Here is a 24,105-nt window from a genome sequence, read left to right on the forward strand (position 1 = left end):
CAGCGGCCAAGACGGCCGGTGGCCCAGGCGTCCCAGTGGCCCAGGCGTCCCGCCTGTGATCCTCACTCCACCACCTCAGTGCTCCACCCTGCGCAGACCGGCTCCCCCCGAGGCCCGGGCCGCAAAGACGCGCGGTTCGCGCCCGAACTCCATCTGAAACCGCGCGGTCAGGAACTCCGACACGGATGACGCCACTCCCGCGCGGCAGTAGACGATGGCGCAGCCCCCGAAGCCGCCGCCAGTCATTCGTGCTCCGAAGAAGCGATCTCCCGCCGAGCGGGCCAGCTGCCTCGCGCTGTTGACGAGCAGGTCAAGCTCCGGGCAACTGACCTCGTACAGGTCGCGCAGGGAGTCGTGGCTCTCGAACATGCGGGCGCAGAACTCGTCGATGCGTCCCCGGACGAGGGCCATGATCGCCAGGGCCACGCGGGCGTTCTCGGTCACGACGTGCGTCGCCCGCTTCGCCTCCAGGTCGGTCAGGCCGCCTGATTCGATCATCTCCAGCGTCGCCTCGCGCAGCGTGGGAACGCCCAGTTTCCGGGCCGCCGCCTCGCAGGCGGCCCGTCGCTCCGCATACGCGCCGCCGGCCAGGTTGTGCTTCACGCCCGTGTCGGCGATGAGCAGCGTCATCTCGTCCGCGGGCGGCAGGGGGATGGGAGCGCACTCGTTGGTCAGGCAGTCAATGGCCAGCGCGGCGCCTTCCACGGCCATCACGGAGATGAACATGTCCATGATGCCGCACGGCGTGCCGGGAAAGGCGTGTTCCGCCCGCTGGCAGAGCAGGGCCTTCTCGACGGGCGTCAGCGTTCGGCCCGTGACCGCCTCCAGCAGCGTCGCCATCGCCACCTCGACCGAGGCGCTGCTCGCCAGTCCCGCGCCAAGCGGGACGCTGCTGGCCACCACCGCGCGCAGGTTGGGCGGCGCGGCCCCCAGTTCGTGAAACTGCTGCACCACGCCCGTGACGTAGTTGGCGAAGGCGTGAGGCGACTGGCGCGGTATCGGCCCAAGCGGACGCGACAGATCGAGCGTGATCTCCCTGCCCAGGTCGGCGGCGACCAGCGTGGACGGCTCATCGTCGCCCGCCACGGGTGACGCCACGATGACTGTCTCCCGGTCGATCGCCACCGGCAGCACGTACCCGCCGTTGTAGTCGGTGTGTTCGCCGATGAGGTTCACCCGTCCCGGCGCGGCGGACGCGAAGCGAGGCGCCTGGCCGAACCGCGCGGCGAAGCGGTCCACGGCTCTCTGGAGAGGGGATGACATGGGTGAGGATAGTCGATCGAGCGATTCGATCGTCTTGAGTCCGCTGATGAGCGCGGATGCGCACCGATGCGCGGGCGCCGTTGGAAGGAAGACTGCGGTGACGGCGTCCGGCGTGGAGTCGCCAGGGCCCGCTCGTCAGCGGCCGTCATCGCGCCCGCCGTCCCCGCGATCGTGAGTCGAGGCGTCGATCTCCACCTCGCGTACCGCGGCGATGAGCCCGTCAATCTGCCCGAGCCGCGCCGCCAGGCCGTCGATGCGGAAGCGGTCGGCGTCGCTCCGGTCGTTGAGCGAGCGTCGGTAGTCCTCGAGCCAGTGGGGGAGTTCGCGGACGCCGCTGATGCGCGCCGCCAGCCCGGCGACGAGCGCCGCCATGATCTGCCGGCGCTCGCGGCGCAGCGACAGGGCGTGGCGCTCGGTCTCGGCGGCGTCGCGGGCGTGGAGCAGCAGCTGCTCGCGCGTCAGCGCGTGCGGATGGTCGAAGTCGTGTCCCGGCGCGAGGCGGCGGCCGGTCAGCGCCTCCTCCGCCAGCCGATCGAGCCGGGGGCGGGCCGCCTCCACCTCCGCCTCCAGCGAGGCGATCTCGTCGGGTCGGTCGCTCAGCAGGGACAGGCCGCGCGACAGGGCGTCGTGAAACTCCGTCTCTTCCTCGAAGAACTCTGGTTCGACCTGCCGGTAGAACCTCGCCCGAAAGGCCCACGACCGGCTGCGCGGCAGCGTGTCGGCGATGCGGCGCATGAATGACCAGTTGATCTCCGCCAGCGTCAGTTCGGTGGGTGAACCGACGGCGCGCCACTTCTCGAACGCTCGGTTGACGCGCAGGCGCGATTCGTCATCCAGCACGTACTCCCAGCCCACGCCCAGTTCAAGCTCCCGCAGCGCGGCGCGCAACTCCCGCCGCATGGCCCATTCGTAGTCGCGGGCGGTGAGCGCCCGGATGATGGCGACGTGGTACTGGTCGAGAATCGGCTCGATGGCGGGGCGTTCGGGCTCGGTGGGTTCGAACGCGGCGACCAGTTCCGCCAGGTCCACCCGGTCCTCCGCCCAGTCGGAGAGCGGTTCGAGCAGCGCTCGCAGCCGCGCCGCCTGCATGGCTCGCAGCCGGGGCAGACGTTCGGGGGGCGCCAGCCCGCCGATCACGCTCACGGCATACTGATCCGCCGCCAGGATGGCCCGCATGAGCGACTCATGCTCCCGGAGCGTCTCGGTCAGCGCCGGGCTGGGAATGGCCTGCACTTCTCTGCGGTCGCGGCTGTACTCGAAACTGGCGGGCCAGAGCGAGCCCAGCCGCCGCATCGCTCGGGCATGCACCTCGCGCACGGTGTTGTCATAGTGGTTCACCATCAGGTCGATGGGCTCCTGGTGTTCGGGTCCGACGCCCAGGTCGGCGGCCCATCGGCGCAGGTCCGCCTCGGAAAGGGGCGTGGGGATCAGGTGATCCCGGTGGCGGCTCAGACGCATGGCGCGCTCCATGTCTTCGAGCGTGCGAAGCGAGCCATCCTGGCTCGACGCCGCATGCGCTGACGCGAGAACGATCAGCGCCGCCATCGCCAGTCCGGTCACGAACGCGCGATTCTGGTGCATGTGCCGTTTCCCGTCGAATGAACCGGGCTCCCGTGCGTGTCTGTATGATGACGGGTCACCCCACGCAAGGCCACCCCTTTGTACGGGGCGGCGATGGAGCGGCATCCATGCCATTTCACGGGTCGGCGACCATCCTGGCGGCCCTGGTGACGCTGGCGGGCCTGATCTGCGACCGAATCGCCGTGGTCCGGGTTTCGGACTCGACGCGGGCGCTCCCCGCCTCCGACCGGGAGGCGGCTGATCCGCTTCAGCCGCCGGTTCAGCGAGACAGCGCGGGGCGCGCCGCCATCCACCGGGCGGCGATCGAAGGCGACCTCGACGCCCTGACGGCCGAACTGCGGTCGGGCGTGCCCGTGGACCTGCCCGTCATTTCCACCGATCCGGACGAGCAGGGCAAGACGGCGTTGATCTTCGCCGCCTCGGCCGCCAGGGCGGATGATCGAGTGGTCGCCGCGCTGCTGCGGCATGGCGCCGATCCCAACGCCGCCACCGGATCGGGAATCACCGCGCTGATGGGCGCGGTGCTGCGCGGCGACGTTGATCGCGTGCGCCCCCTGCTCAGCGCGGGCGCCAAGGTCCGCCACGCCGACCGCGACGGCGTGACCGCCCTGCACCTGGCGGCGGGGGGCGAGTCGATCGAGATCGCGCGCCTGCTGCTCGACGCCGGGGCGGACGTGAACGCACGCGACGCCACCGGCGCCGCGCCCGTGGGCGAGGCGGCCGCCGCCGCCCCGTGGGAGATGGTCCAGTTGCTGCTCGACGCGGGAGCCGACGTTGAATCCCGCGACCAGCGCGGCTTCTCGCCGCTCATGAACGCCGCCTGGCGCAACGATGCGGTCATGCTGCGACGCCTGCTCGATCGCGGCGCCAGGCCCGGCGCTCCCAACCGCGACGGCTACACGCCCCTGATGGCGGCGGCCCATCGCGGCTCGCCCGAGTTGATCACGATGCTGCTCGAAGCGGGGGCGAACGTCGAGGCGCGATTCACCGGCTTCGACCCCGCCGACCCCGCCAACGCCGGGCGCGAGCCGGACGGCTCCACGCCGCTTATCTTCGCCGTCAACTTCGGCGCCGCGGCCAACGTGCGCACGCTGATCCAGGCGGGCGCGAACGTCGAGGTCCGCGACCGCACCGGCAACACGCCCCTGCTTCACGCCGCGCTGCGCATCAACCGCGAGAAGGTCGCCATGCTGCTCGAGGCCGGTGCGGACGTGAACGCAACCGACCCCGCGGGACAGACGGCGCTGATCTTCGCCTCGTGGTACGGCAAGCACGACATCGTGCGGCTGCTGCTGGACAGGGGAGCGGATGTCAACCACGTCGATTCTTCCGGCTTCACCGCGCTGCTGTGGAGCGCCCTGGACCCGCAGAGCAATGTGGCGACGCTGCGCACACTGCTGGACGCGGGCGCCACGGTGAACCACCGCACCGAGGACGGCGTGACGGCGCTCTTCCTCGCCGCGGACCGCGACCAGGTGGAGATGGTCGATCTGCTCCTGGCCCGCGGGGCTCAGGTGAACGCGGTGGCGGCGGACGGCACCACCGCGCTCTTCGCCGCCGCCGGATCGGGCGGGCACGACGCCCTGCGCCGCCTGCTTGCCGCGGGCGCGGACACGCAGAAGCGCGACGAGAAGGGGCGCACCGCCCTGATGTGGGCCGCGGCCACGGGCGTGCCCACCGCGGTGGAGACGCTGCTCAAGGCGGGCATCGACCCGAAGGCCACGGACGCCCAGGGCAACACCGCGCTGGAATACGCCAGGGTGCGCACCGACCTGGCGGGCAGGACGATCATTGAAATGCTGGAGCGGGTGAAATGAACCTGGCGAAGTCGGCGCGACTGTTCTCGGCTGGATTCCTGGCGGTCCTTACGCTCGCCGCGCACGGTCAGGACCAGGCCCGCGCCACGCCCGAGGACGCCACCGGCGGTGCGTCGATCCACCACGCCGCCCAGCGGGGCGACATCGAGGCCATCCGCCGCGAACTCGCCAAGGGCGTGGATGTGAATCTCATCATCCAGAGTGATCGCCCGCGCAAGCACGGACTGACGCCGCTGCACCTGGCCGCCTCGCACGCCGACGCCGCCACGGTGCGGTTCCTGATCGAGCACGGCGCCAACGTCCACGCCCGCAACGGGCAGGAGTCGCTGGCGCTGATTCTCGCCGGCGCGTACGGCGACGCGGAGCGTCTGCGCGTGCTGCTCGATGCCGGCGCGGAGGTGAACGCACGCAACATCCTCGGCTCCACCGCGCTCACGGTGGCGGTGGCGTATGGCACGCTGGATCGGGTGCGCGTGCTGCTCGACGCCGGGGCCGATCCGAACATCCCCGACGAGCGCGCCAACACGCCGCTCATCTACGGCTGCCGCTTCGCCGAGGCGGCCATCATTCGCGCCCTGCTCGATGCAGGCGCGAAGGTCGAGCCCGTCGGCGAAGGCGGGCTGACCGCCCTGAGCATGGCGGCGGGGTGGAACAGACCCGACGTGGTGACGATGCTCCTCGACGCCGGGGCGGATGTGAACGCCGTCGCCCCCAACGGACGCTGCGCCTTCCTGGCGGCGATCGAGTTCGGCCACGATCGCGTGCTCGATGTCCTGCTGGAGCGCGGCCTGAAGCTCGACCAGTTCGCGCAGGATGAGTTCACGCCTCTTTCCGCCGCCGCGTTCTTCGGACGGGACGAGATGGTTGAGACGCTCCTGCGGCGCGGTGCGAACGTGACGCTGACGTCGCCCACCGGGCGCACCGCGCTGCTGGCCGCGGTGATGGGCGGGCACATGGACATCGCCAGGCGGCTCATCGAGGCCGGCGCCGTGGTGGACGCCCGATCCGAGCAGGGCGCCACCCCCCTCATGCAGGCATGCGGCGAGGGATCGATCGAGATGGTCAATCTGCTGCTTGACCACGGCGCGGCCGTCAACGCGCGGGACAGGTTCGGCTCGATGCCGTTGCTGGCCGCGGCGGGCAGCCCCACCGACTCCGGCGCGAAGATCGTCCGACTGCTGGAAGCCGGCGCGGACCTGAACGCCGTCAACACATCGAGACAGGGCGCGGTGCATGCCGCCGCATGGTCGGGCAACGTCGAGGCGCTCAAGGCGCTCGCCCGGGCTGGCGCCGATCTCGCCGCTCGCGACAAGACCGGCTACGGCGTGCTCCACTGGGCCAGCCACGGCGGGCACGCGACGGCCATCAAGCACCTGCTCGCCGCGATGAAGGATGAACTGGAGCGTGCGACGGACGAAGGGCTGACGCCGCTGATGATCGCCTCGCGCGAGGGTCGAAATGAGGCCATCGGTGTGCTGCTGGCCGCCGGGGCGAACATCGAGGCCCGCGACCCGCGCGGCCGCACGCCCCTGATGCATGCCGCGACGCGCGCTGGCGTGACCACGGTGGCGCTGCTGCTCGAAGCGGGGGCGGATCGTCAGGCCGAGGACGCGCAGGGCTGGACGGCGCTCGACTACGCCGGGGCGCGCAAGGACGAGGCGAGCGATGCGGTGGTGGAGTTGTTAGGCCGCAGTATGGGGATGGCGTGGCAGTGCCGATTCCGGATGACTGTCCCGGCACTCAGCCAGTCCGAGAACGCCGATTGGCTTGGGCAGCGCGTGACTACGGGACACCTGAGACAAACGGTAATGCGAAGTCAGAAGTCGATCCCGCGCAGCCCGTCACGGGTCGAAAAAACCGGGTGCGCATCAAAGCCCGGTCGATGAATCCAACCGCCGCTGCTGACAAACGGACGAACGGCCACGGAACCATCACCGGCGGCCATTCCGAGGTGGGTGAGGTGTAAATCGGGTTGCGACTGCGCCAGATTGCTCCCAATATCGACCAGAATGCCCTTGCGTGCGGGCCATCGCATCTCCGTCATGCGCGTGCCCCGCAGCATGCCGCTGTCGTACGGCGCATCCGAGAAGAAGGTGGGGCTGGCGAAGACCGTGTACGTGATCCTGAAGCGGTTGAGAAAGAGTGAAGGATCAATCCGCAGTTCCTTCTCGATGTTCAGTGGGTGCAGGTGGGGGCGGGCGTCGAACGAAAGGGGCTGGAGATCGGGAAATCCGCTCATGTACGGAACCACCATGTTCGCCCACGTCCACGACTGGCGATCGAAGTGACCACCTGCCGGAAAGTTGAAGACGTTCCTGCCGTACAGTTCGTAGGGTCCGTCAATGTCCCCCGGAACGCCCCAGTAGGGGAACGCCGATTCGTTGCTGTTGGCGTAGAGAACGAGCGCGGCAAACGTCTGGCGCAACGCCACCAACGCCGCCGCATCCTGCGCCGCGTTCCGAACGCGTCGTACCGCGGGCAGGGCGAGTGACACCAGCATGGCGACAATCGCCAAAACAACCAGCAGTTCGACGAGTGTGAACGCTCTCCGCACGTCAGCAGCTACGACGCCGTGAGAATGGCCCATGATCTGCTCCTTTTCACTCGTTCGCCAAATTCTCAAGAAGAATGGGCCGATCCGGACTTGGCATCCTACGGTGGGGGGGGGTAGTCTGTCAACACGTGTCTCGGTCAACACGCAAACCAAAGGATCCGACCATGAAGCCGCGGCTCACACTCGTTCTGGCGCTCACCTTGGCCGTTTCGTGCCTTCCGGCGCTCGTCGCGTGGGCGCAGGGCGATCCGGGTGATAGCGCACCCGTTGACTGCGTCGGTCAATGCACGGGGACGATTCAGTGCTCCGGTCTCAACCGAGTTTGCTGCTGTACCAGCGGGACAACGTTCATCCGCACATGCCTGGAACCGGATTCGCCGTATTGCAGGAACGGTGCCTTGAATGACCACAGGTGCTGAGGTGATCCATGCGTGACCGGGGAAGTCTCGATCAGCGGGTGCTCTTGCTGATTGCCGCGATACTCGTGGCGGGCGCGGTTCTCTTTGCATGGCTGCGTTGGGATACCCGTGAGACGGCGGCACAGTACGTCAAGCGACTGGCCGATGAGGCGCAGGTTCAGTTCGCGACGTTCAGTTTCACGCCCATCAGCGAAATCAGGGATGTCGCGGCACATCTGGCGTCACACGCCGTCAATGGTGTCGGAATCGAACTTGCCACCATTGAACAACGCTCGGCTCTTCTCGACGCGGTCAGTGAGCATTTGAGGATGCGATTCGGTCAGGACGACCCCGCGCGATACCTCGAGTGGCGACGGTCGTTGGGAGCACCGCTCCGCCCCACAGCGACGCTGCGGGACGAACTCGCGCGGTACCTTGCCGCAGCGACTGGCCAGGAGTTCACTCCAGAGATGACTGGCGAAGAGGCCTTCACTTTGTCGTGGACTGCCTTCAACCAGTCTCGCTCGGGGGGCAATATCCCCAACGCGCTTGCCGAAGCACCAAAGAGCACGTTCATCAGTTTTCAGACGCTGTCGTCTCGGGCCATGTCACCGCCAGTGCACTCGCGGGATGACGCCCACATCCGCTTGTGGAACGGGGGGATCGCCTACAGCTCTCCGCACTTCACAGACACGGACCCGCCGCTGCGGACACGTTTGGAGGCGGACCCCACGCTTGGCGGATTCGTGACGAGTGTCGTGAAGTATGGAGATGGGGTTCCCCGTCCGACCACATGGTGCTTCTTTTGGGATGAGGGACGCACGCGGTGGGTTCTCTATCACATTGCGATCAACAACGCCGTCGGCGATGGAGTGCGGCCCCCAGATGTTTGAACCGCAAGTGTGTTCATCTTGGTCGCTCAGCCATCAACGTGCGGAGCGCATCATCGAGTTGCTTGTCGGTGGCCTGTTCCTCTTGACTGGCGTGTTCAAGTCGTGGGGTGTAGTGGGATTTGTCACGGTCATCTCCAACCTCATGATCGCTGCGAGACCCGAATGGCTTCCGGCAGCCGTGCCCGTCGCCCTCGCCGTTCTCGGGTGGGAAGTTCTGCTCGGTGCCTGCCTGGTGCTGGGCGTACGCCCAGCCATCTTCCTGCCGGCGACTCTGCTGACCTTGGGGGTGTTCTCGGCGGTGCTTGTGCGCATCTGGATGAATCCCACACTTGAGAATTGCGGCTGCATGGGTTCCATCTCGATTCTCGGCGACCGATTCGCGCATCCAACGTTCGGATTGGCGCGCAACGTGGTTCTCATGGCGCTCGTCGCTTTCGCATGGCATCGTCGCTCGACATCCATTCCAAAGTGACGTGACCGGCGGTAATCAAGGCCCGCTCCGCGTTGAACAACGGTATGTGGCGGAAGCGTCCAAGCGATCGCGTCGGGCATCCAGCGGTCCGTCTCACTCGATCCGGCCCGGAACGCGCCCGTTCCTCTACCGCCGGCTCGACCCCGCAGCCGACCCTCTCGGGCGCGGCTACACGCTGTACGTGCCCGGCGCGGACAGTGTTGACGACGGCGGCCGCTGGAATCCGGAAAACCCAGACGCCGCGACCGATCCGGTCAAGGGGCGCGGGTTCGATCTGGTCTTCAACCTGCCGCGCGAAGCGCCTCGATAGCGGCGAATCGGTCAGGGTCGATGCCGCCTCTCCGTCGCCCAGCGATGTACCTTCACTGGGGCGGCTTTGCGCGGCGCTCCTGGTTCAATGAACGATGACGCGGTGATCGCTCCAGCAACCGCTCCCTGACGGTCGCGGCTCACTCCTTCAACCGTGGGTGCACCGAGAATGCGATTGCTCTGTGTGCCCTCCTACCGTTCTGCCCATGCCAGTCCTGCACCTCTCCAACACGCTCACGCGGCGGGTCGAGCCGTTCGTGCCCATCGACCCGGCGGGCAAGGTCATCACCTTCTACTCCTGCGGGCCCACGGTCTACGACTTCGCCCACATCGGGAACTTCCGGGCGTTCCTCAACGCCGACCTGCTGCGCCGCACGCTGGAACTGCTCGGCTACACCGTGCGCCACGTCATGAACATGACGGACGTGGGGCACATGACCGATGACGAGGTGGCCGACGGGGGCGGCGAGGACAAGATGCAGGAGGCCAGCCGCCGCCTGCTGGAGGCCAAGAAGTCGGGCAAGCTGCCGCCCGATGCGGGGGATGTGGATGCGAGCAGCCCGTGGGCGATCGCGGACTACTACATCAACGCGTTCCAGCGCGATGCGCGCCTGCTGGGGCTGAAGGTGGCGCTGGAGGAGGAGGCGGATGCGAAGAACCGCGCGCCGGGCGCGCCATCCCCCTTCATGCCCCGCCCCACGCAGTACGTCAAGGGCATGATCGAACTGATCCAGCGGCTCATCGAGCGCGGCCACGCCTACGTGGCGCGCGACGGTGTGGTGTACTTCGATGTGAAATCGTTTCCCGCCTATGGGCAACTCTCCGGCAACACGCTGGAGAACCTGCGCGCGGGCGAGGGCGGGCGCGTCAGCGACGCCAACCAGGCGGTGAAGCGGCACCCGGCGGACTTCATGCTGTGGAAGCCCGATTCCACGCACATCATGAAGTGGCCCAGCCCCTGGGGCGAGGGGTACCCCGGCTGGCACATCGAGTGCTCGGTGATGGCCAAGGCGCTCCTGGGCGAGGAAATCGATATTCACTCCGGCGGCGAGGACAACATCTTCCCCCATCACGAGTGCGAAATCGCCCAGACCTGCAGCGCCACCGGGCGGCCCGCCTTCGCGCGCCACTGGTTCCACACGCGGCACCTGTTCGTCGAAGGCGAGAAGATGTCCAAGAGCAGGGGCAATTTCTACACCCTGCGTGACCTGCTGGCCAAGGGGGCGTCCCCCGCGGCGGTGCGGCTGGCGATCACCAGCACCCATTACCGCAGCAACGCCAACTTCACGATGCAGGGGCTGCGGGATGCGCAGAAGCAGGTGGAGCGGTGGATGCGCGTAAGAGGGGTGAGGGGTGAGCCGCCAGCCGCCAGCAGAGGTGCGGGGGCGGACGGTGCGGCGACACGGCGCGGCCCGCTACAGAGCGCGCTGGAGCGCTTCACCGCGGCGCTATGCGACGATCTCAACGTCGCGGGCGCGATCGCGGCCCTCAACGAAGGCGTCAACGCTACGGAGGCGCTCGGCGGCGCCGGTGCGCCGACCTCGGACGAAGCAGCAGCATTGGGCGCGATGCTCGATACGCTCGGAATCGGCGGCCTCGCAGTCGAGAGTACGTCGCCGCCCGATGACCTGAGCACGCGCGTGGAACTCCTGCTGAAAGAGCGCACCGCCGCGCGACAGGCGAAGAACTGGGCCGAAAGCGACCGCATCCGCGATGAGCTCAAGTCGATGGGCGTGGCGATCAAGGACGGTCCGAGCGGCACGACGTGGGAGAGGGTGATCGAATGATCGATCACGATTCATCCGTGTCGATCTGTGGACGGCCCAACCATGAGTGAGGCACACCGCGTTCCGGTGATCGGGTTGTGCGGCGGCGTCGGCGCCGGCAAGACCGAGGTCGCGCGCCTCCTCGCCGAACTCGGCTGCGTGGTCGTCAACTCCGATGAACTGGCCCGCGAGGCCCTGCGCGACCCCGCCGTCATCGCCACGCTGAGGCGGTGGTGGGGGGATGGCGTCCTCGATCCGGCGGGGGCGGTGGATCGCTCCAAAGTCGCCGCCATCGTGTTCAACGATCCCGCCGAGCGCCGGCGGCTGGAGGGTCTGACTCACCCGTGGATCGAGCGTCGTCGTCGGGCGATCTTCGACGCCGCCCCGCGCGGCACGAAGGCGCTGGTCATTGATGCGCCGCTGCTGCTCGAAGTCGGGCTGGACCGCGAATGCGACGCGGTGATCTTCGTCGAGGCGGACCAGGCCGCGCGGCTGGCGCGCGTGCGACAATCCCGCGGGTGGGATGAGCGGGAACTCAATCGTCGAGAAGCCGCCCAGCTCCCACTTGACGAGAAGCGGCGGCGGGCCGATGATATCATCGTCAACACGGGCGACCTGAACTCGCTCTGCGAGCAGGTTCGCCGGGTGTTCGAGCAGATCCTCCTCCGCCATCACTCCCGCGGCTGACGAAGCAGGGCGTCCTCCCTCGAGGCGCCGGGCATTCCGATGCGTGGCCTCCTTCGAGTCATTCGCAGGATGCTGACGCGGAAGTGCGTATGGGCCGACGTGGCGGCGGACCGGGCGCATCGCGCCTTGGCCCTGACGCCTCCCCCGCGTCCGCGGCCCGAGCCGGTCGGTCCCGCGAGCCGTCCGCCAGTCGTTGGCGCGGCCCGCGAGCGGGCGACGCGGCCCCACCTTCCCTTTCCTCCGTCAACTCATTCCCCCTCGCAGGAATCCGCATGAACAACTTCAAGAAGGGCAACCGCCGTCGGCGGAAGCGCATGGGTCATCATCCGCGCCCGCCGGTGAACGCCGTGCCCATTCAGCCGGGCGACGTGCCAAGCGACGAGGCGCTCGAACTGGAAGCTGAAGCCCTGGAGGCGGAGACGCAGGGGCGCTTCGACGAGGCCAAGAAGGACGCCCTCAACCTCGCCGCCCTGCAGCGCATGAGCAACGAGGAGCTGGCCAAGCTCGCCAAGCAGGAGGCGATCGAGGACGCCGCAACCCTTCCCAAGCAGGAGGTCATCTTCCGCATCCTCAAGTCCCGCGCCGAGAGCCAGGGACTGATGATCGGCGAGGGCACGCTCGACCTGCAGCCGGACGGCTTCGGGTTCCTGCGTTCGCCCGAGTACTCGTATCTCCCCTGCGCGGATGACGTGTACGTCAGCCCCTCGCAGGTGCGGCGTTTCGGCCTGCGCAAGGGACAGGAGGTCAAGGGACTCATCCGCCCGCCCAAGGAGCAGGAGAAATACTTCGCCCTGCTGCGCGTGGACGAGGTCAACGATCACAACCCGCAGGATCTGCACGATCTGCCTCGCTTCGAGAACCTCACGCCGCTGCACCCCAACCGGCGGATCATCCTGGAGACCGAGCCCTCGCTGGTGGAGACGCGCATCATCGATCTGGTGGCGCCCCTGGGCTTCGGGCAGCGGGCGCTGATCGTGGCCCCGCCTCGCACGGGCAAGACGGTCATCCTGCAGCAGATCACCAACGCCATCGCCAGAAACTACGGCCCGGACCGCGCCAGGAAGGACTGGCCCCGCGCCCGAGTGATCGTGCTGCTGGTGGACGAGCGCCCCGAGGAAGTGACGGACTTCCGCCGCAACACGCCCGACCACGTGGAGGTGGTGGCCAGTACGTTTGACGAGGAGGCGTCGCGCCACATCGCCGTGGCCGAGATCGTCATGGAGAAGGCCCGCCGCTACGTCGAGTTCGGCGAGCACGTGGTCATCCTGCTTGACTCGATCACCCGCCTGGCCCGCGGGTACAACAACGCCATGCCCACCACGGGCAAGATCGGCACGGGCGGCGTGGACACCCAGGCCCTCATCAAGCCCAAGAAGTTCTTCGGCTCCGCCCGCAACATCGAGAATGGCGGGTCGCTCACCATCATCGCCAGCGCGCTGGTGGATACCGGCAGCAAGGCGGACGAGGTGATCTTCGAGGAGTTCAAGGGAACGGGCAACAGCGAACTGCATCTGACGCGCAAGCTGGTGGAGAAGCGCATCTACCCCGCCATCGACATCGCCGCCTCGGGCACGCGCCGCGAGGAACTGCTTCTGGACCCCAAGGAGAAGGAACTGGTCGATCGACTCCGCAAGGTCGTCAGCGACATGAACGTGGTGGAGGCGATGGAGCTGCTCCGCGGCCGGGTGGGCAAGACCAAGAGCAACATCGAGTTCCTGATGACGATGTCGCTGGGGTGATGGATTTCGACTGTCCTGGCCTCAGGCAACGTCGATCCGGCCCGCTCCACCGGGACGGATGACGCGGAATTCCATGCATCTATCTCCTTGCGGCACTTGAACATCCGGCAAAAGAGAGTACGCTGGATGGTGCCCGCCCAGGGTTCCCGGACGTGCCTATCGTCAGGCGTCGGGTGTCGAGGCGGGCCGCAACCGCCGGCAAACCCCCGGCGGATCATGTGGGGTTGGGCACGCGTTCCGGTCCCGGGCAGGCGCGAACAGGAGCATCGCCATGTCGCATCGTCAACGGCGGGTGGGGTCGAAGCGGGCGTTCACCATGGTTGAACTGCTCGTGGTCATCGGGCTGGTGGGCGTGCTCGTCGCCATTCTGGTGCCCGCGCTCTTCGTGGCCAAGGGGCAGGGCGCCCGCGCACAGTCGATGAAGAACATGGCCGACATCGGCAAGTGGATGTCGCAGTACTCGATGGAGTACAAGCAGTACATCCTCCCCAGCCGCTTCAACTACAACGGGGCGCTCTTTCCCGGCAAGGTCCGATCCAATCCCAGCAACGAGGGATACGTCGTCGGCCAGGGCACGTGGACTGACATTCTCTGGACCCTGTACGTCGAGGTCACGCTGCCCGGCGCCGTAACCTCCGGGCTGGGCCACGACTACACCACCGATTCCCCCGATACGCCGTTCTACAACATCGACGCCAGCTTCCGTGAGAACCCGCTTCGCTCCACGGAGCAGAACCAGAAGGGCAACCTGCGGGCGCACCCCGGCTTCTTCGCCGCCAACCAGTTCTTCAACGCCGACGCCTCCACCGCGACCTACAACGGCTGGTGGACGGTGGGGCAGATCAAGGATCCGGCGAGGTCGATGTACCTGATCGACTCATTCGTCGGCGAGACCATCGAGGATGACTTCGGCTACTGGGGACGCAACTCGACCAACCTGCAGGTGGATTACCGCTACGCGGGCGACGCCCTGCTCCTCTTCCTCGACGGGCATGTTCGCGGCGAGGGCGTCATCGACGGCAACAACGCCAACGACCTGACCATCCTCGAGACGGAGCGCAAGGTGAAGGTGCGAAACCTCGACCGTTGACCGGCGGCGCGAAGTCAGTAGTCAGCGCGGATGGCGAAACGCGCAGCGTGGCGCGGGGCGTCCGTCCCGAGCCGCGCGGACAACGTACCGATCCCGTTTCCGTGGCTCCGGCTTGAGCCGCGACCGTCAGGGGTCGGCTTGCAACGCGACGGGCCAGTCCGCTCCCCGCGATCGGGCTTGTTCTGGTTCATGTGATGGTTCTGTTCACCGCGTTGACCGGTATCAGGATGGCCTTCGCCGCGCTACCATCCTTCCTCAATCCCGTTTCGACCGGAGTTTTTGCATGCGACGCACTCGACTGCCCTTCATCGCCGCCTCCGTTCTGGCTGCGTTTCTTGCCTGGTCGCCCGCCACGATCGCCCTTGCCCAGGATGACGCCGTCGGCGAGGATGGGCTGCCCGATCTGACCGAGATCAAGGCCACGTTGGAGAAGATCCGCGGACTGCGTTTTCTGCGCGACGTGCCCGCCGAGCGCCAGAGCGTGGAGGACTTCAAGGCCTACCTCACCAGGGATCTGGACAAGACCTATCCGCCCGAGAAGTTCGCCGACATCATGGACGGGCTGCTGCGGCTGGGCATGCTCAATGAGAAGATCGACCTGGGCGAGGCCTTCATCGGCGCCATCATGTCGCAGGCGGCGGCGCACTATGACCCATTCGCGCGCAAGTTCTACTACCTGATGGGCGACATGCCCATGTCGGCGCTGCAGACCGTCGCCGCCCACGAACTGGTGCATGCCCTGCAGGACCAGCACTTCGACCTGCAGGCCCTGATGCTGAAGTTCGAGGCGCCGCCCGACGACGCGCCGCGCAACGATGACGCCATGCAGGCCATCCGCTTCCTCGTCGAGGGCGAGGCCACCTACGTCCACACCGTCTGGCAGATGAAGGCCATGATGAACATGGACATGATGGCCAACCCCCAGATGGAGGAAACGCAGCTGGGCATGATGGCCCGCATGGATGTGGGGCAGATGGCGAAGATGGCCGCGGCGCAGGTCGGCAACGACGGCGCCATGGCCCAGGCCATCAAGGACATGGAGAAGATCCCCAGCTACATCATGGTCCCGCTCTACGCGGCATACATGCAGGGGGCGTACTTCACCATGAAAGCCCGCCACGCCGGCGGGTGGGAGCGCGTCGCCCAGGTCTGGGCCGACCTGCCCGTCTCCACCGAGCAGGTGATGCACCCCGAGAAGTACCTTGGCGAGGAGCGCGACGTACCCTCGGTCATCACGCTGCCCGAGTTTCAGACCCTTGAAAAGAACGGGTGGAAGGTGATCGACGCGGCGATTCACGGGGAGCTCATGCTCAACCTGCTCCTGCGCGAGCAGGGCGTGCCCCGTCGGCAGGCCGATCGCGCCGCCGAGGGGTGGGACGGCGACCTGTACCGCGCCTGGCGCCGTGCCGAGGACGGCCGCGTCATGATCGCCCTGGCCACCACCTGGGACAGCGAGGAGGACGCGCGGCAGTTCTTCGCCGCCTATCGCGTGGCGCTCGATCGCAAGTATCCCGACAAGGTGCTCGCCGAGGATCAGGAAGGGCTCATCACCTACGCCTGCGGCAAGGGGTTGGGCGTCGGCGCTCTGGCCCTGCGCGGGCAGGAGGTCTTCGCGCTCGAGGGGGTCGATGAGAACATGCTCGCCGACCTGCTCCCGCAACTGCTGGATTCCGCCATCGAGCGCATCGGCCGCGTCAGGCCCCAGGCCGCCCTCCCCCGCGTGAAGGCGGCGGGGCTGTCCTTCGCCATTCAGCCCGGCTGGGAGCAGGAGACGCCCGCCAACGAGATGCGCGTCGCCCAGTTCCTGCTTCCCGCGGCGCCGGGCGATGCGGACGAAACCCGCCTGATCGTGTTCTTCTTCGATCACCACACCGGGGACGTACAGGCCAACCTCGATCGCTGGATGGATCAGTTCGACCTCGACGCCGATCCGACGATCACGGAACGCACGGCGGGCGAGATCGTCATCACCACTGCGGACCTGTCGGGCCGCTACGTGGCGGAGTCGCGCCCCGGCTCGGGCGACTTTCAGAACAAGCCCAACTGGCGCATGCTGGCCTCGATCGTCCAGACGAAGCAGGGGCCGTACTACTTCCGCATGGTCGGACCGAAGGCGACCATCGACCGCTGGGCCTCCAGCTACCAGGCCATGCTCGCCAGCATCGCCGGGGAGTGACCGGGCGGGGGCGATGACCGCTCATATCGCACATGTCCCGCGCCACCGGCTTTGAGACAAGTCGGCGGCTGCGAAACGCCCAACCCTATACTGATGTCGATGCTCCCCAGGGGGACATTCCGGTGGTCGCTGGCCCGTGCGGTTCAGGCCGGTGCGGGGGTGTCGCTGTTGTCGTCGCTCCTGCTCGGCGTGATGGGACCATCGAGGCAGGGAAGCGGCGCAAGCGCCGGCGGCGGGGGCGTCACGCCCGTCGTGCCCGCCTACCGGAAGGCGGAGAAGGGCGTCGCGGTCATCACCGTCCGAGGCGAGATCGACTTGATCACCAGTCAGTCGCTGGAGCGCCGAATCCGCGAGGCGCGTGACGCGGGATTCGACGCCATGGTCATCGAGATCGACACGCCCGGGGGTCGCAGCGACGCCGCGCTGGACATCGATCGACTGCTCAAGACCGAGGCGCCTCCCAACACCGTGGCGTGGATCAATCCCACCGCCTATTCAGCGGGGGCCATCCTGGCGCTGGCCTGCCGCGAGATCGTCGTGCATCCCGCCTCGGCGTGGGGAGACTGCGCCCCGATCGCCATCGGGCTGGAGGGGCTGATCGCGCTTCCGCCCGCCGAGCGCGCCAAGGCCGAGGCGCCGCTGCTCGCGGTGGTTGTGGATTCGGCGCGGCGCAACCACTACGACGAGCGACTGGTGGAGTCGTTCATCTCCGTGGGTATCGAGCTGTGGATGATCGAGCACGTCTCGACCGGCGAGCGCGTCATCGTCAATCGAAGCGAGTACGAGACGGTGTTCGGCGAGCCCCCGCCCGATCAGTTCTCCGCCACCACCCCCAAGGTGGGCGGGCGGGCGGTCACGCCGCTGTTCGGCTCGCCGCTCAATCCCATCGACCCCCGCGATCCGTCAACCGTCTCGCCCGAGCAGCAGCGGCGCGAGATCGAGCGCGCCCAGACCCTGCCCTCGACGCGCACCGTGCTCACGTCGGCCGACCGCGGCCAGTGGCGACTGGTGCGGCAGGTGATCTCCTCCGACCGTCTGCTGGTGGTGCGGGCGGAAGAGTCCATCGAATACGGACTGGCCAGCGAGGTGATCCGCAACGATGAGGAGCTCAAGGCCTACTTCGGCACGACCGTGCTGCGGCGTTATGACGAGTCGTGGTCGGAGGGACTGGTGCGGTTCCTCATCCACCCCGTCGTCCGGGGCGTTTTGATCGTGCTGTTCGTCATCTCGATCATCATCGAGATGGCGGCGCCCGGCTTCGGGCTGTTCGGCGCGCTGGCGGGGGTGGCGCTGCTGCTGCTCATCGGCGCGCCCTATCTGGTGGGCATGGCCCAGTGGTGGGAGATCGTGCTGATCCTGCTGGGGCTGGTGCTGGTGGCGGTGGAGATTTTTGTTCTTCCCGGCCTGGGCGTGGCGGGCATCGCCGGGGCGCTCTGCCTGCTGGTGGGCGTGGTTGGCACGTTCGTGTCGGGCGACCTGGGCAGCGCGCAGGGGCAGAACGAGGCCCTGACCGGGCTGGGCGCCACGGTGGTGGCGGTGGCGGCGGGGCTGGTCGGGCTGTGGCTGCTCTCCAAGTCATTCAAGGACTCGCCCCTGTTCCAGCGGTTCATCCTGTCGGCGACGACCGAAGGCCGCACCAGCACCCACGAGATCGAGGGCGTGCCCCATGCCCTCGGCGAACCGTTGCGGCCGATGGAGTCGCTCCAACCCGGCGACCTGGGCGTGGCGGAAACCGACCTGCGACCCGGCGGACGCGCCCGATTCGAGGGTCGGCTGGTCGAAGTCGTGACGCAAACCGGTTACATTGATGCCGGCACCCCGGTGCGCATCGTCTCCGCCGGTCCGTTCAGCGTTGAGGTGGAACGGGCGTGAGGAGAAGGGGTGAGCCACCAGCGACCGGAGGGAAGGTCTCTGGCGTCAAGCATCAGGCGCCAGGTGGAAATCCGGAACGACCTCTGCACACTCAGCACTTCGCACCGAGTATCCCCGTCCCATGCACGACATCCTTGTCGCCACCTTGATGCTCGCCCAGGATGCGCCTGATTCGGCGTACCTCGTCTGGGGCGTGGTGCTCTTCGGAGCGGCGGTGTTCTTCGTCGCGCTCGAACTCATTCTGCCATCCGCGGGCATGCTGGCGCTGCTTTCGGCGGGCAGCGTGATCGCCTCCATCGTCGCGTTCTTTCTGCACAGCCCCACGGCGGGGCTGGTGGCGGTGCTGTCGTATCTGGTGCTGGTGCCCGCCGCGCTCACCTTCGGATTGAAGTGGTGGATGAACTCGCCGCTGGGGCGGCGACTGGTGCTGAGCAGCTCCGTGGAAGGCACGCGCGACGCGGATGAGGCGTCCGACGGCGATCGACCGCTGGCCGACGGCGTCGCCGGTCGTCGTCCGGGCGCATCCCTGCGCGAACTGATCGGCGCGGAAGGTGTGACGGTGACGCCCCTGCGTCCCGTGGGCACGGTGCGCATCGAGGGCCGACGCGTGGACGCCCTCTCCGAGAGCGGCACCATCGACGCCGACACGCCGATCGTGGTGACCGACGTGTACGACAACCAGGTGAAGGTCAAGGCGAGGGTGTGAGGGGGAGGAAGGGAGTGCTGGGGGTCGGGTGCTGAGTGCTGAGTTGCTCGTGTCCAGTGCCGGATGCCTGGCGCCTGACGCCCAGTGCCTTCTCCCCACGGTGGCTCAATCCTCACCCCTTCCCCTGCACAACTGCTCCCCATCCGCTAAGATCGTCGCCCAAGAGAAACTCTGTGTGAGGACTACGCCATGCTGAACAACGGTTCGACGCTCGTCCTGGCCCTGGAGCCGTGGGTCATTGGCATCATCGTCGTGGCGGTGCTGGTGGCGCTGATCATCGGCGGCCTGGTGCTGCAGTACGTCGGGCTGTGGGTGCAGGCGTGGGTGTCGGGCGCCAAGGTCGGGTTCGTCAACCTGATCATGATGCGCTTCCGCAAGGTGCGTCCGCACACCATTGTCTTCAACCGCATCAGCGCCAAGAAGGCCGGGCTGGACATCCCCACTGACCTGCTGGAGGCCCACTACCTGGCGGGCGGCAACGTGGATCGGGTCATCCGGGCGCTGATCGCCGCCGACAAGGCCAAGATCGACCTGCCCTGGGACCGGGCGACCGCCATCGACCTGGCCGGGCGCGACATCCTCGACGCCGTGCGCACCAGCGTCGATCCCAAGGTCATCGACTGTCCGGCGCCCTCGTCCGGGCGATTGACCATCGACGCCGTGGCGCAGGACGGCATTCAGCTCAAGGCCCGCGCCCGCGTGACGGTGCGTGCCAACCTGGCGCGGCTGATCGGCGGCGCCACGGAGGAAACCATCATCGCCCGCGTGGGCGAGGGCATCGTCACCACCATCGGCTCCGCTCCCTCGCACAAGGCGGTGCTGGAGAACCCGGACCGCATCTCCAAGACCGTGCTGAGCAAGGGGTTGGACGCGGGCACGGCGTTCGAGATTCTCTCCATCGACATCGCCGACATCGACGTGGGCGAGAACATCGGCGCCAAACTGCAGGCCGATCAGGCCGAGGCCGACAAGCGCCGCTTCCAGGCCGAGGCCGAAAAGCGACGCGCCATGGCCGTCGCCCAGGAGCAGGAGAACAAGGCCCGCATCGAGGAGAACCGCGCCATCGTGGTGCTCGCCGAGGCGGAGATTCCCAAGGCCATGGCCGAGGCCTTCCGCAATGGCAACCTGGGCATCATGGACTACATGCGGCTGAAGAACATCCAGGCCGACACGTCGATGCGGCAGACCATCGCCGGCCAGCCCGACTCGCGCAAGGGCTGATGACGCCAGTCGCAGGTATTGTTGGGTGTGCCACGGCTCTGTGAGCCGTGCGAGCGTCACCGGGCGACCGATGATGCGGGAGTCCCATCGAGTCCCCTCGCGGCCTATCCACCTCACGACTTGATCACGCCTTGTGTGGCACACGAGACCTCGCGCCCGCACGGCCGAGACGGCCGTGGCACACGAGACCGCGCGTCCGCACGGCCGAGACGGCCGTGGCACACGAGACCTCGCGTCCGCACGGCCGAGACGGCCGTGGCACACGAGACCTCGCGCCCGCACAGCCGAGACGGCCGTGGCACACTGTGCGAGACCGTCGCCACGCGGCGTCGCTACTCCACCTCGATCCTGATCTCATCGAAGAACGAATCGAAGCGGAAGGCGAACACCGGCACGACCACGTTGTGGCGGACCTGGAGGGTGATGACGCCGTTGTTCACGTAGCGCGAGGCGTCGAGATTGTCGATCTCATGCACCAGGTCGGTCTGGCCGATGGCGTAGGCGCCGACATTCTCGAAGTTGCCGGTGTTGCGGTTGCGCAGGAACACGCGGGCGGTTCCGGAGGCGTGGCTGATGCGCGACTCGATGGTCACCTTGAGGCGCGTGGGGTTGGTGACGGCGGTGGAGGCGGTGACGTTCAGACGCAGCTGATGCAGGTCGGTGAACGTGGTGCCGAAGCCGGACTTGGTTCGCAGATAGTCGTCGTCGGATTCGGTCAACTGGGCCAGCCCGCCGCCCAGGTGATCGCCCAACACCACGTTGAAGCCGGTGAGGGTGGCGGCGACGAGCGTGGAGGTCTTCACCTTGGCGATCCACGTGCGCCAGCCGTTGGGCACATCCGTCCATTCGTGGGTGCCCCAGAACTCGCCCATCACGCCGGGCGTCGGTTCGACGTGGCTGTAATCGCCCCAGCGGTTGGCGGCGGTGTAGGGTGAGGTGGATTCCTTCACGAACTCCATGGGGCGGAAGGTGTTGAGCGGGTCATCATGCCGCCGGAAGGCGCGCCCGATCGAGATGAACTCGCTGGTCGAGGAGCGCGAGAAGAAGATGACCGCGTTGCCCTGGGCGTCGGCGGCGATGGATGGGAAGAACGTGTGAATGCCTCCGCCGTAATCCAGCTCGCCCCACTGACGCAGGGTCGGGTTCTGGCCTGACTGGGGCCAGCCGTTCATGCGGAACTCGTACCACCGCGCCCGGGCGCGGGTGCTGTTGACGTGATGCACCGCCCACAGCGAACCGTTGACGTACATGCACGACCAGAAGCGCGGCTCGAAGAGGAACGGTCGATTGGACGTGCCCTGCTGGGGCGGCTGGTTGGGATAGGAGTAGGTCGGCACCGCCACGTCGAAGGTGACTCGGGTCGGGTTGGTCAGCTGGTTGCGGATGGCGTGCATCCGCACCTCGCTGAACGTGATGCCGTTGGGCGTGTTGGTCTCCGCCGACTGGATCATGTACTGAGCCGGCGCGGTGGCGTCGTACGTGATGGGGATGCCGATCGATTGCTCACTGGCGCCGATGAGCGTGAACTCGCGCGAGTTGATGGCCCCGCCCGAGAGCAGCGGCGCCTTCTCGATCATCAGCACCTGGTACTTGTCGGGCCCGAAGAAGTCCGCCGTCAGGTACACCACGTCGGCGTCCACCGCCATGTTGGGCGAGTCGATATCGTTGTCCACGTGGGTCACGTCGATGCGGTACTTGTGCCACGTGCCCATGGGGTTGGAGTCGTCCGACACCGCCAGCAGGTAGTAGCTGCGGCTTCCCGTGCCTCGCTCGCAGGCCATGGCGAAGAAGCGCCCCGAGTGGGGGTCGTAGAGGCACTCGGGGTCGAAGACGAAGCCCGTGGCCCCCTGTGCGCCCCAGAAGCCGAATGAATCCTCGATCTCATCCTGGAAGAGCAGATTGCCGGCGAGGTCGAAGAACGCGATGGCTCCGTTGGTCATCTGCACAATGTGATTCGGACCCACCGCGATCTCCGGATCGGGGGGCGTCCAGCCCGTGAAGTTGACGCCCAGGAAGCCGAAGTCCGGCCCGGGATGCGGGTCGGGCAGCGGGGGAGGCAGCGGCTTGAAGTTGGGGTCCCAGATGGGCGGGATCGGCGCGACCACGCCCTCGGACGCGCCCGCGGCGCGCGCCATGAGATTGCGCGACGGCGTCTCAGCCATCAGCCCGGCGGGAGCGACCAGCGTGACGTGGACGCCGGAGGAATCATCCAGCCCGCCCTCCCCCGACCAGGCCAGACCGACGAGATCGACGACAGACCAGACCGACCGCCTCGCAGGCGAGGCGATGGTCAGGTACTGCAGGCCGTTCGGCGCTTCGTGGGCCGCGACGGCGGGTCCGCTCGGCGTGCCCATCGCGTCGTAGGTTCGCTTCACCACGCTCAGGTCGTGCGTCTCACCCGCGCGCTGGCGGTTCCAGGAGACGACGAAGCGGCCGTCCGGTGCGGAGGCGACCGAGACGCCGCTCAGCCAGTCACCTGCCGCGCGGGCGACGAGGAACTCCCCACCGAGCGGCATGCCCGAGGCGTCGAAGCGCCGTGCGACCACGTCGTGCCCCTCGCCGTCGCCGCGCATCCACGCGATGGTGATCCTCCCCTGGTTGTCCACGTCCACGCTCGGCTCGATGTGCATGCCCGGCGCGGCATTGACCGCCACGACCGGCCCCTGTGCGACGCCGTCGGTGCGGATGCGGCGCATCAGGATGTCCGACGTCGCGCCTCCCGCGCCGCGGTCTGCCCAGGCGGCGACGAATCCGCCCTCCGTTCCGCGAAGACCGGCCAAGGCGACCAGCGTCTCGACCCGCCCTGCCGCGTCGTCCGACAGCGGGAACTCATCGCCGAGCGGGGCTCCGTGGTCATCGAACAGCCGCGCGCGAACAACCGAATGACCCGGCGCGTCCGTGGGGGTCGTCCACGTCACCAGCACGCGGCCGCGACCATCCACCGCCGCCGCGGCATCATGCTGATGTCCGCTCGTCACGGTATTGACGACCTGCTCCGGCGTGAGCGGCATGAGATCGCGGTCGAAACGCTGCAGCATGATCGACCCGGCGTCGCCATCGGCGCCGAGCAGGGTCCAGGCGATCCACGCGCCGCCATCCCGTGTCGCCGCCACGGCGGGGCGCATCGCCCCGGACCGCGACGAATCCCCCACGGGAACCTCGGGGGTCAGCGGCTGTCCGGCCGCGTTGAGTTTGCGGGCGAACACGCCGTACTGTCCGCCCCGCTGGCGACGGCTGTCCCATGCGACGATCACGTTGCCCCGGTCATCGGCGTCAAGGGAGGCGTTCTCCTGGTTGCTGGCGGTGAAGACGTTGGCGCGGGCGACGTGCGTCACGAGGGATGAACCGTGGTGCGGTTGTTCCAGGTCGCTCGTGGTGGAGACCGAGGCGCACCCCTGAAAGACGAGGGCGACGGTGGTGAGCAGAACCAGCGGTGGGAACGTGGACATCACAGCATCTCCTCGTCGGCTGTCAGGTCAGCGGCTCTCTGCATGGAAGCCCGGAAGTACAGTGGCGGCAGCAGCTTCCTTGTTCGCCCATGAGGCGACCGGCGCTACCCCA

17 protein-coding genes are annotated in these 24,105 nt (G+C 67.6%); 13 read left to right on the forward strand and 4 right to left on the reverse strand.

The genetic code is table 11. From position 1 onward, the window contains the following. Positions 1–75: 75 nt before the first annotated feature. Entirely contained in the window at positions 76–1,263 is a 1,188-nt protein-coding gene (gene galK / locus HRU76_07300) for a galactokinase (protein ID QOJ17393.1), read from the reverse strand. 135 nt (positions 1,264–1,398) lie between these two features. Next, the gene (locus HRU76_07305; protein ID QOJ17394.1) at positions 1,399–2,844 is read right to left on the reverse strand and encodes a hypothetical protein; all 1,446 of its coding nucleotides are present in this window, start codon (positions 2,842–2,844) and stop codon (positions 1,399–1,401) included. Between the two features lie 107 nt (positions 2,845–2,951). Here HRU76_07305 and HRU76_07310 point away from each other — a divergent pair, with 107 nt between their 5' ends. Next, on the forward strand, positions 2,952–4,661 hold the full coding sequence (locus HRU76_07310; protein ID QOJ17395.1) for an ankyrin repeat domain-containing protein: 1,710 nt from the start codon (positions 2,952–2,954) through the stop codon (positions 4,659–4,661). Next, positions 4,658–6,547 carry an ankyrin repeat domain-containing protein gene (locus HRU76_07315; protein QOJ17396.1) on the forward strand — a complete coding sequence of 630 codons (1,890 nt, stop codon included), beginning with the start codon at positions 4,658–4,660 and terminating at the stop codon, positions 6,545–6,547. The genes HRU76_07310 and HRU76_07315 overlap by 4 nt, the downstream gene beginning before the upstream one ends. Here HRU76_07315 and HRU76_07320 read toward each other — a convergent pair. After that, entirely contained in the window at positions 6,478–7,248 is a 771-nt protein-coding gene (locus tag HRU76_07320; GenBank protein ID QOJ17397.1) for a type II secretion system protein, read from the reverse strand. The genes HRU76_07315 and HRU76_07320 overlap by 70 nt on opposite strands. A gap of 394 nt (positions 7,249–7,642) precedes the next feature. Here HRU76_07320 and HRU76_07325 point away from each other — a divergent pair, with 394 nt between their 5' ends. From HRU76_07325 to floA, 11 genes are all read left to right on the forward strand, one after another. Then, positions 7,643–8,506 (forward strand): hypothetical protein, encoded by an 864-nt coding sequence (locus HRU76_07325; GenBank protein QOJ17398.1) that lies wholly within the window; start codon positions 7,643–7,645, stop codon positions 8,504–8,506. Continuing rightward, on the forward strand, positions 8,499–8,978 hold the full coding sequence (locus HRU76_07330; GenBank protein ID QOJ17399.1) for a hypothetical protein: 480 nt from the start codon (positions 8,499–8,501) through the stop codon (positions 8,976–8,978). Before HRU76_07325 ends, HRU76_07330 begins: the two co-directional genes overlap by 8 nt. Before the next feature lies 1 nt (position 8,979). Further along, complete coding sequence (locus tag HRU76_07335) at positions 8,980–9,288, forward strand: hypothetical protein (protein ID QOJ17400.1); 309 nt, start codon at positions 8,980–8,982, stop codon at positions 9,286–9,288. 205 nt (positions 9,289–9,493) lie between these two features. Further along, positions 9,494–11,074 (forward strand): cysteine--tRNA ligase, encoded by a 1,581-nt coding sequence (locus HRU76_07340; protein ID QOJ17401.1) that lies wholly within the window; start codon positions 9,494–9,496, stop codon positions 11,072–11,074. 42 nt (positions 11,075–11,116) lie between these two features. Then, positions 11,117–11,740: a dephospho-CoA kinase gene (locus tag HRU76_07345; GenBank protein ID QOJ17402.1), complete on the forward strand. Its 624-nt coding sequence runs from the start codon at positions 11,117–11,119 to the stop codon at positions 11,738–11,740. A gap of 89 nt (positions 11,741–11,829) precedes the next feature. Then, entirely contained in the window at positions 11,830–13,479 is a 1,650-nt protein-coding gene (gene rho / locus HRU76_07350; GenBank protein QOJ17403.1) for a transcription termination factor Rho, read from the forward strand. A gap of 271 nt (positions 13,480–13,750) precedes the next feature. Further along, entirely contained in the window at positions 13,751–14,569 is an 819-nt protein-coding gene (locus HRU76_07355) for a prepilin-type N-terminal cleavage/methylation domain-containing protein (protein ID QOJ17404.1), read from the forward strand. A 283-nt stretch (positions 14,570–14,852) separates the two neighbouring features. Beyond that, positions 14,853–16,745, forward strand: a complete 1,893-nt coding sequence (locus HRU76_07360; GenBank protein ID QOJ17405.1) for a hypothetical protein — start codon at positions 14,853–14,855, stop codon at positions 16,743–16,745. A gap of 93 nt (positions 16,746–16,838) precedes the next feature. Beyond that, positions 16,839–18,617: a hypothetical protein gene (locus HRU76_07365; protein QOJ17406.1), complete on the forward strand. Its 1,779-nt coding sequence runs from the start codon at positions 16,839–16,841 to the stop codon at positions 18,615–18,617. A gap of 121 nt (positions 18,618–18,738) precedes the next feature. Then, positions 18,739–19,323, forward strand: a complete 585-nt coding sequence (locus HRU76_07370; protein QOJ17407.1) for a hypothetical protein — start codon at positions 18,739–18,741, stop codon at positions 19,321–19,323. Between the two features lie 222 nt (positions 19,324–19,545). Beyond that, entirely contained in the window at positions 19,546–20,544 is a 999-nt protein-coding gene (gene floA / locus HRU76_07375) for a flotillin-like protein FloA (protein ID QOJ19134.1), read from the forward strand. 332 nt (positions 20,545–20,876) lie between these two features. On the opposite strand, the gene HRU76_07380 is transcribed toward floA, so the two are convergent. Further along, positions 20,877–23,993, reverse strand: coding sequence for a hypothetical protein (locus tag HRU76_07380; GenBank protein QOJ17408.1), 3,117 nt, complete (start codon positions 23,991–23,993; stop codon positions 20,877–20,879). Between the last annotated feature and the right edge of the window lie 112 nt (positions 23,994–24,105).

It is taken from the genome of Phycisphaeraceae bacterium (genome assembly GCA_015709595.1).
GTDB lineage: Bacteria > Planctomycetota > Phycisphaerae > Phycisphaerales > SM1A02 > CAADGA01.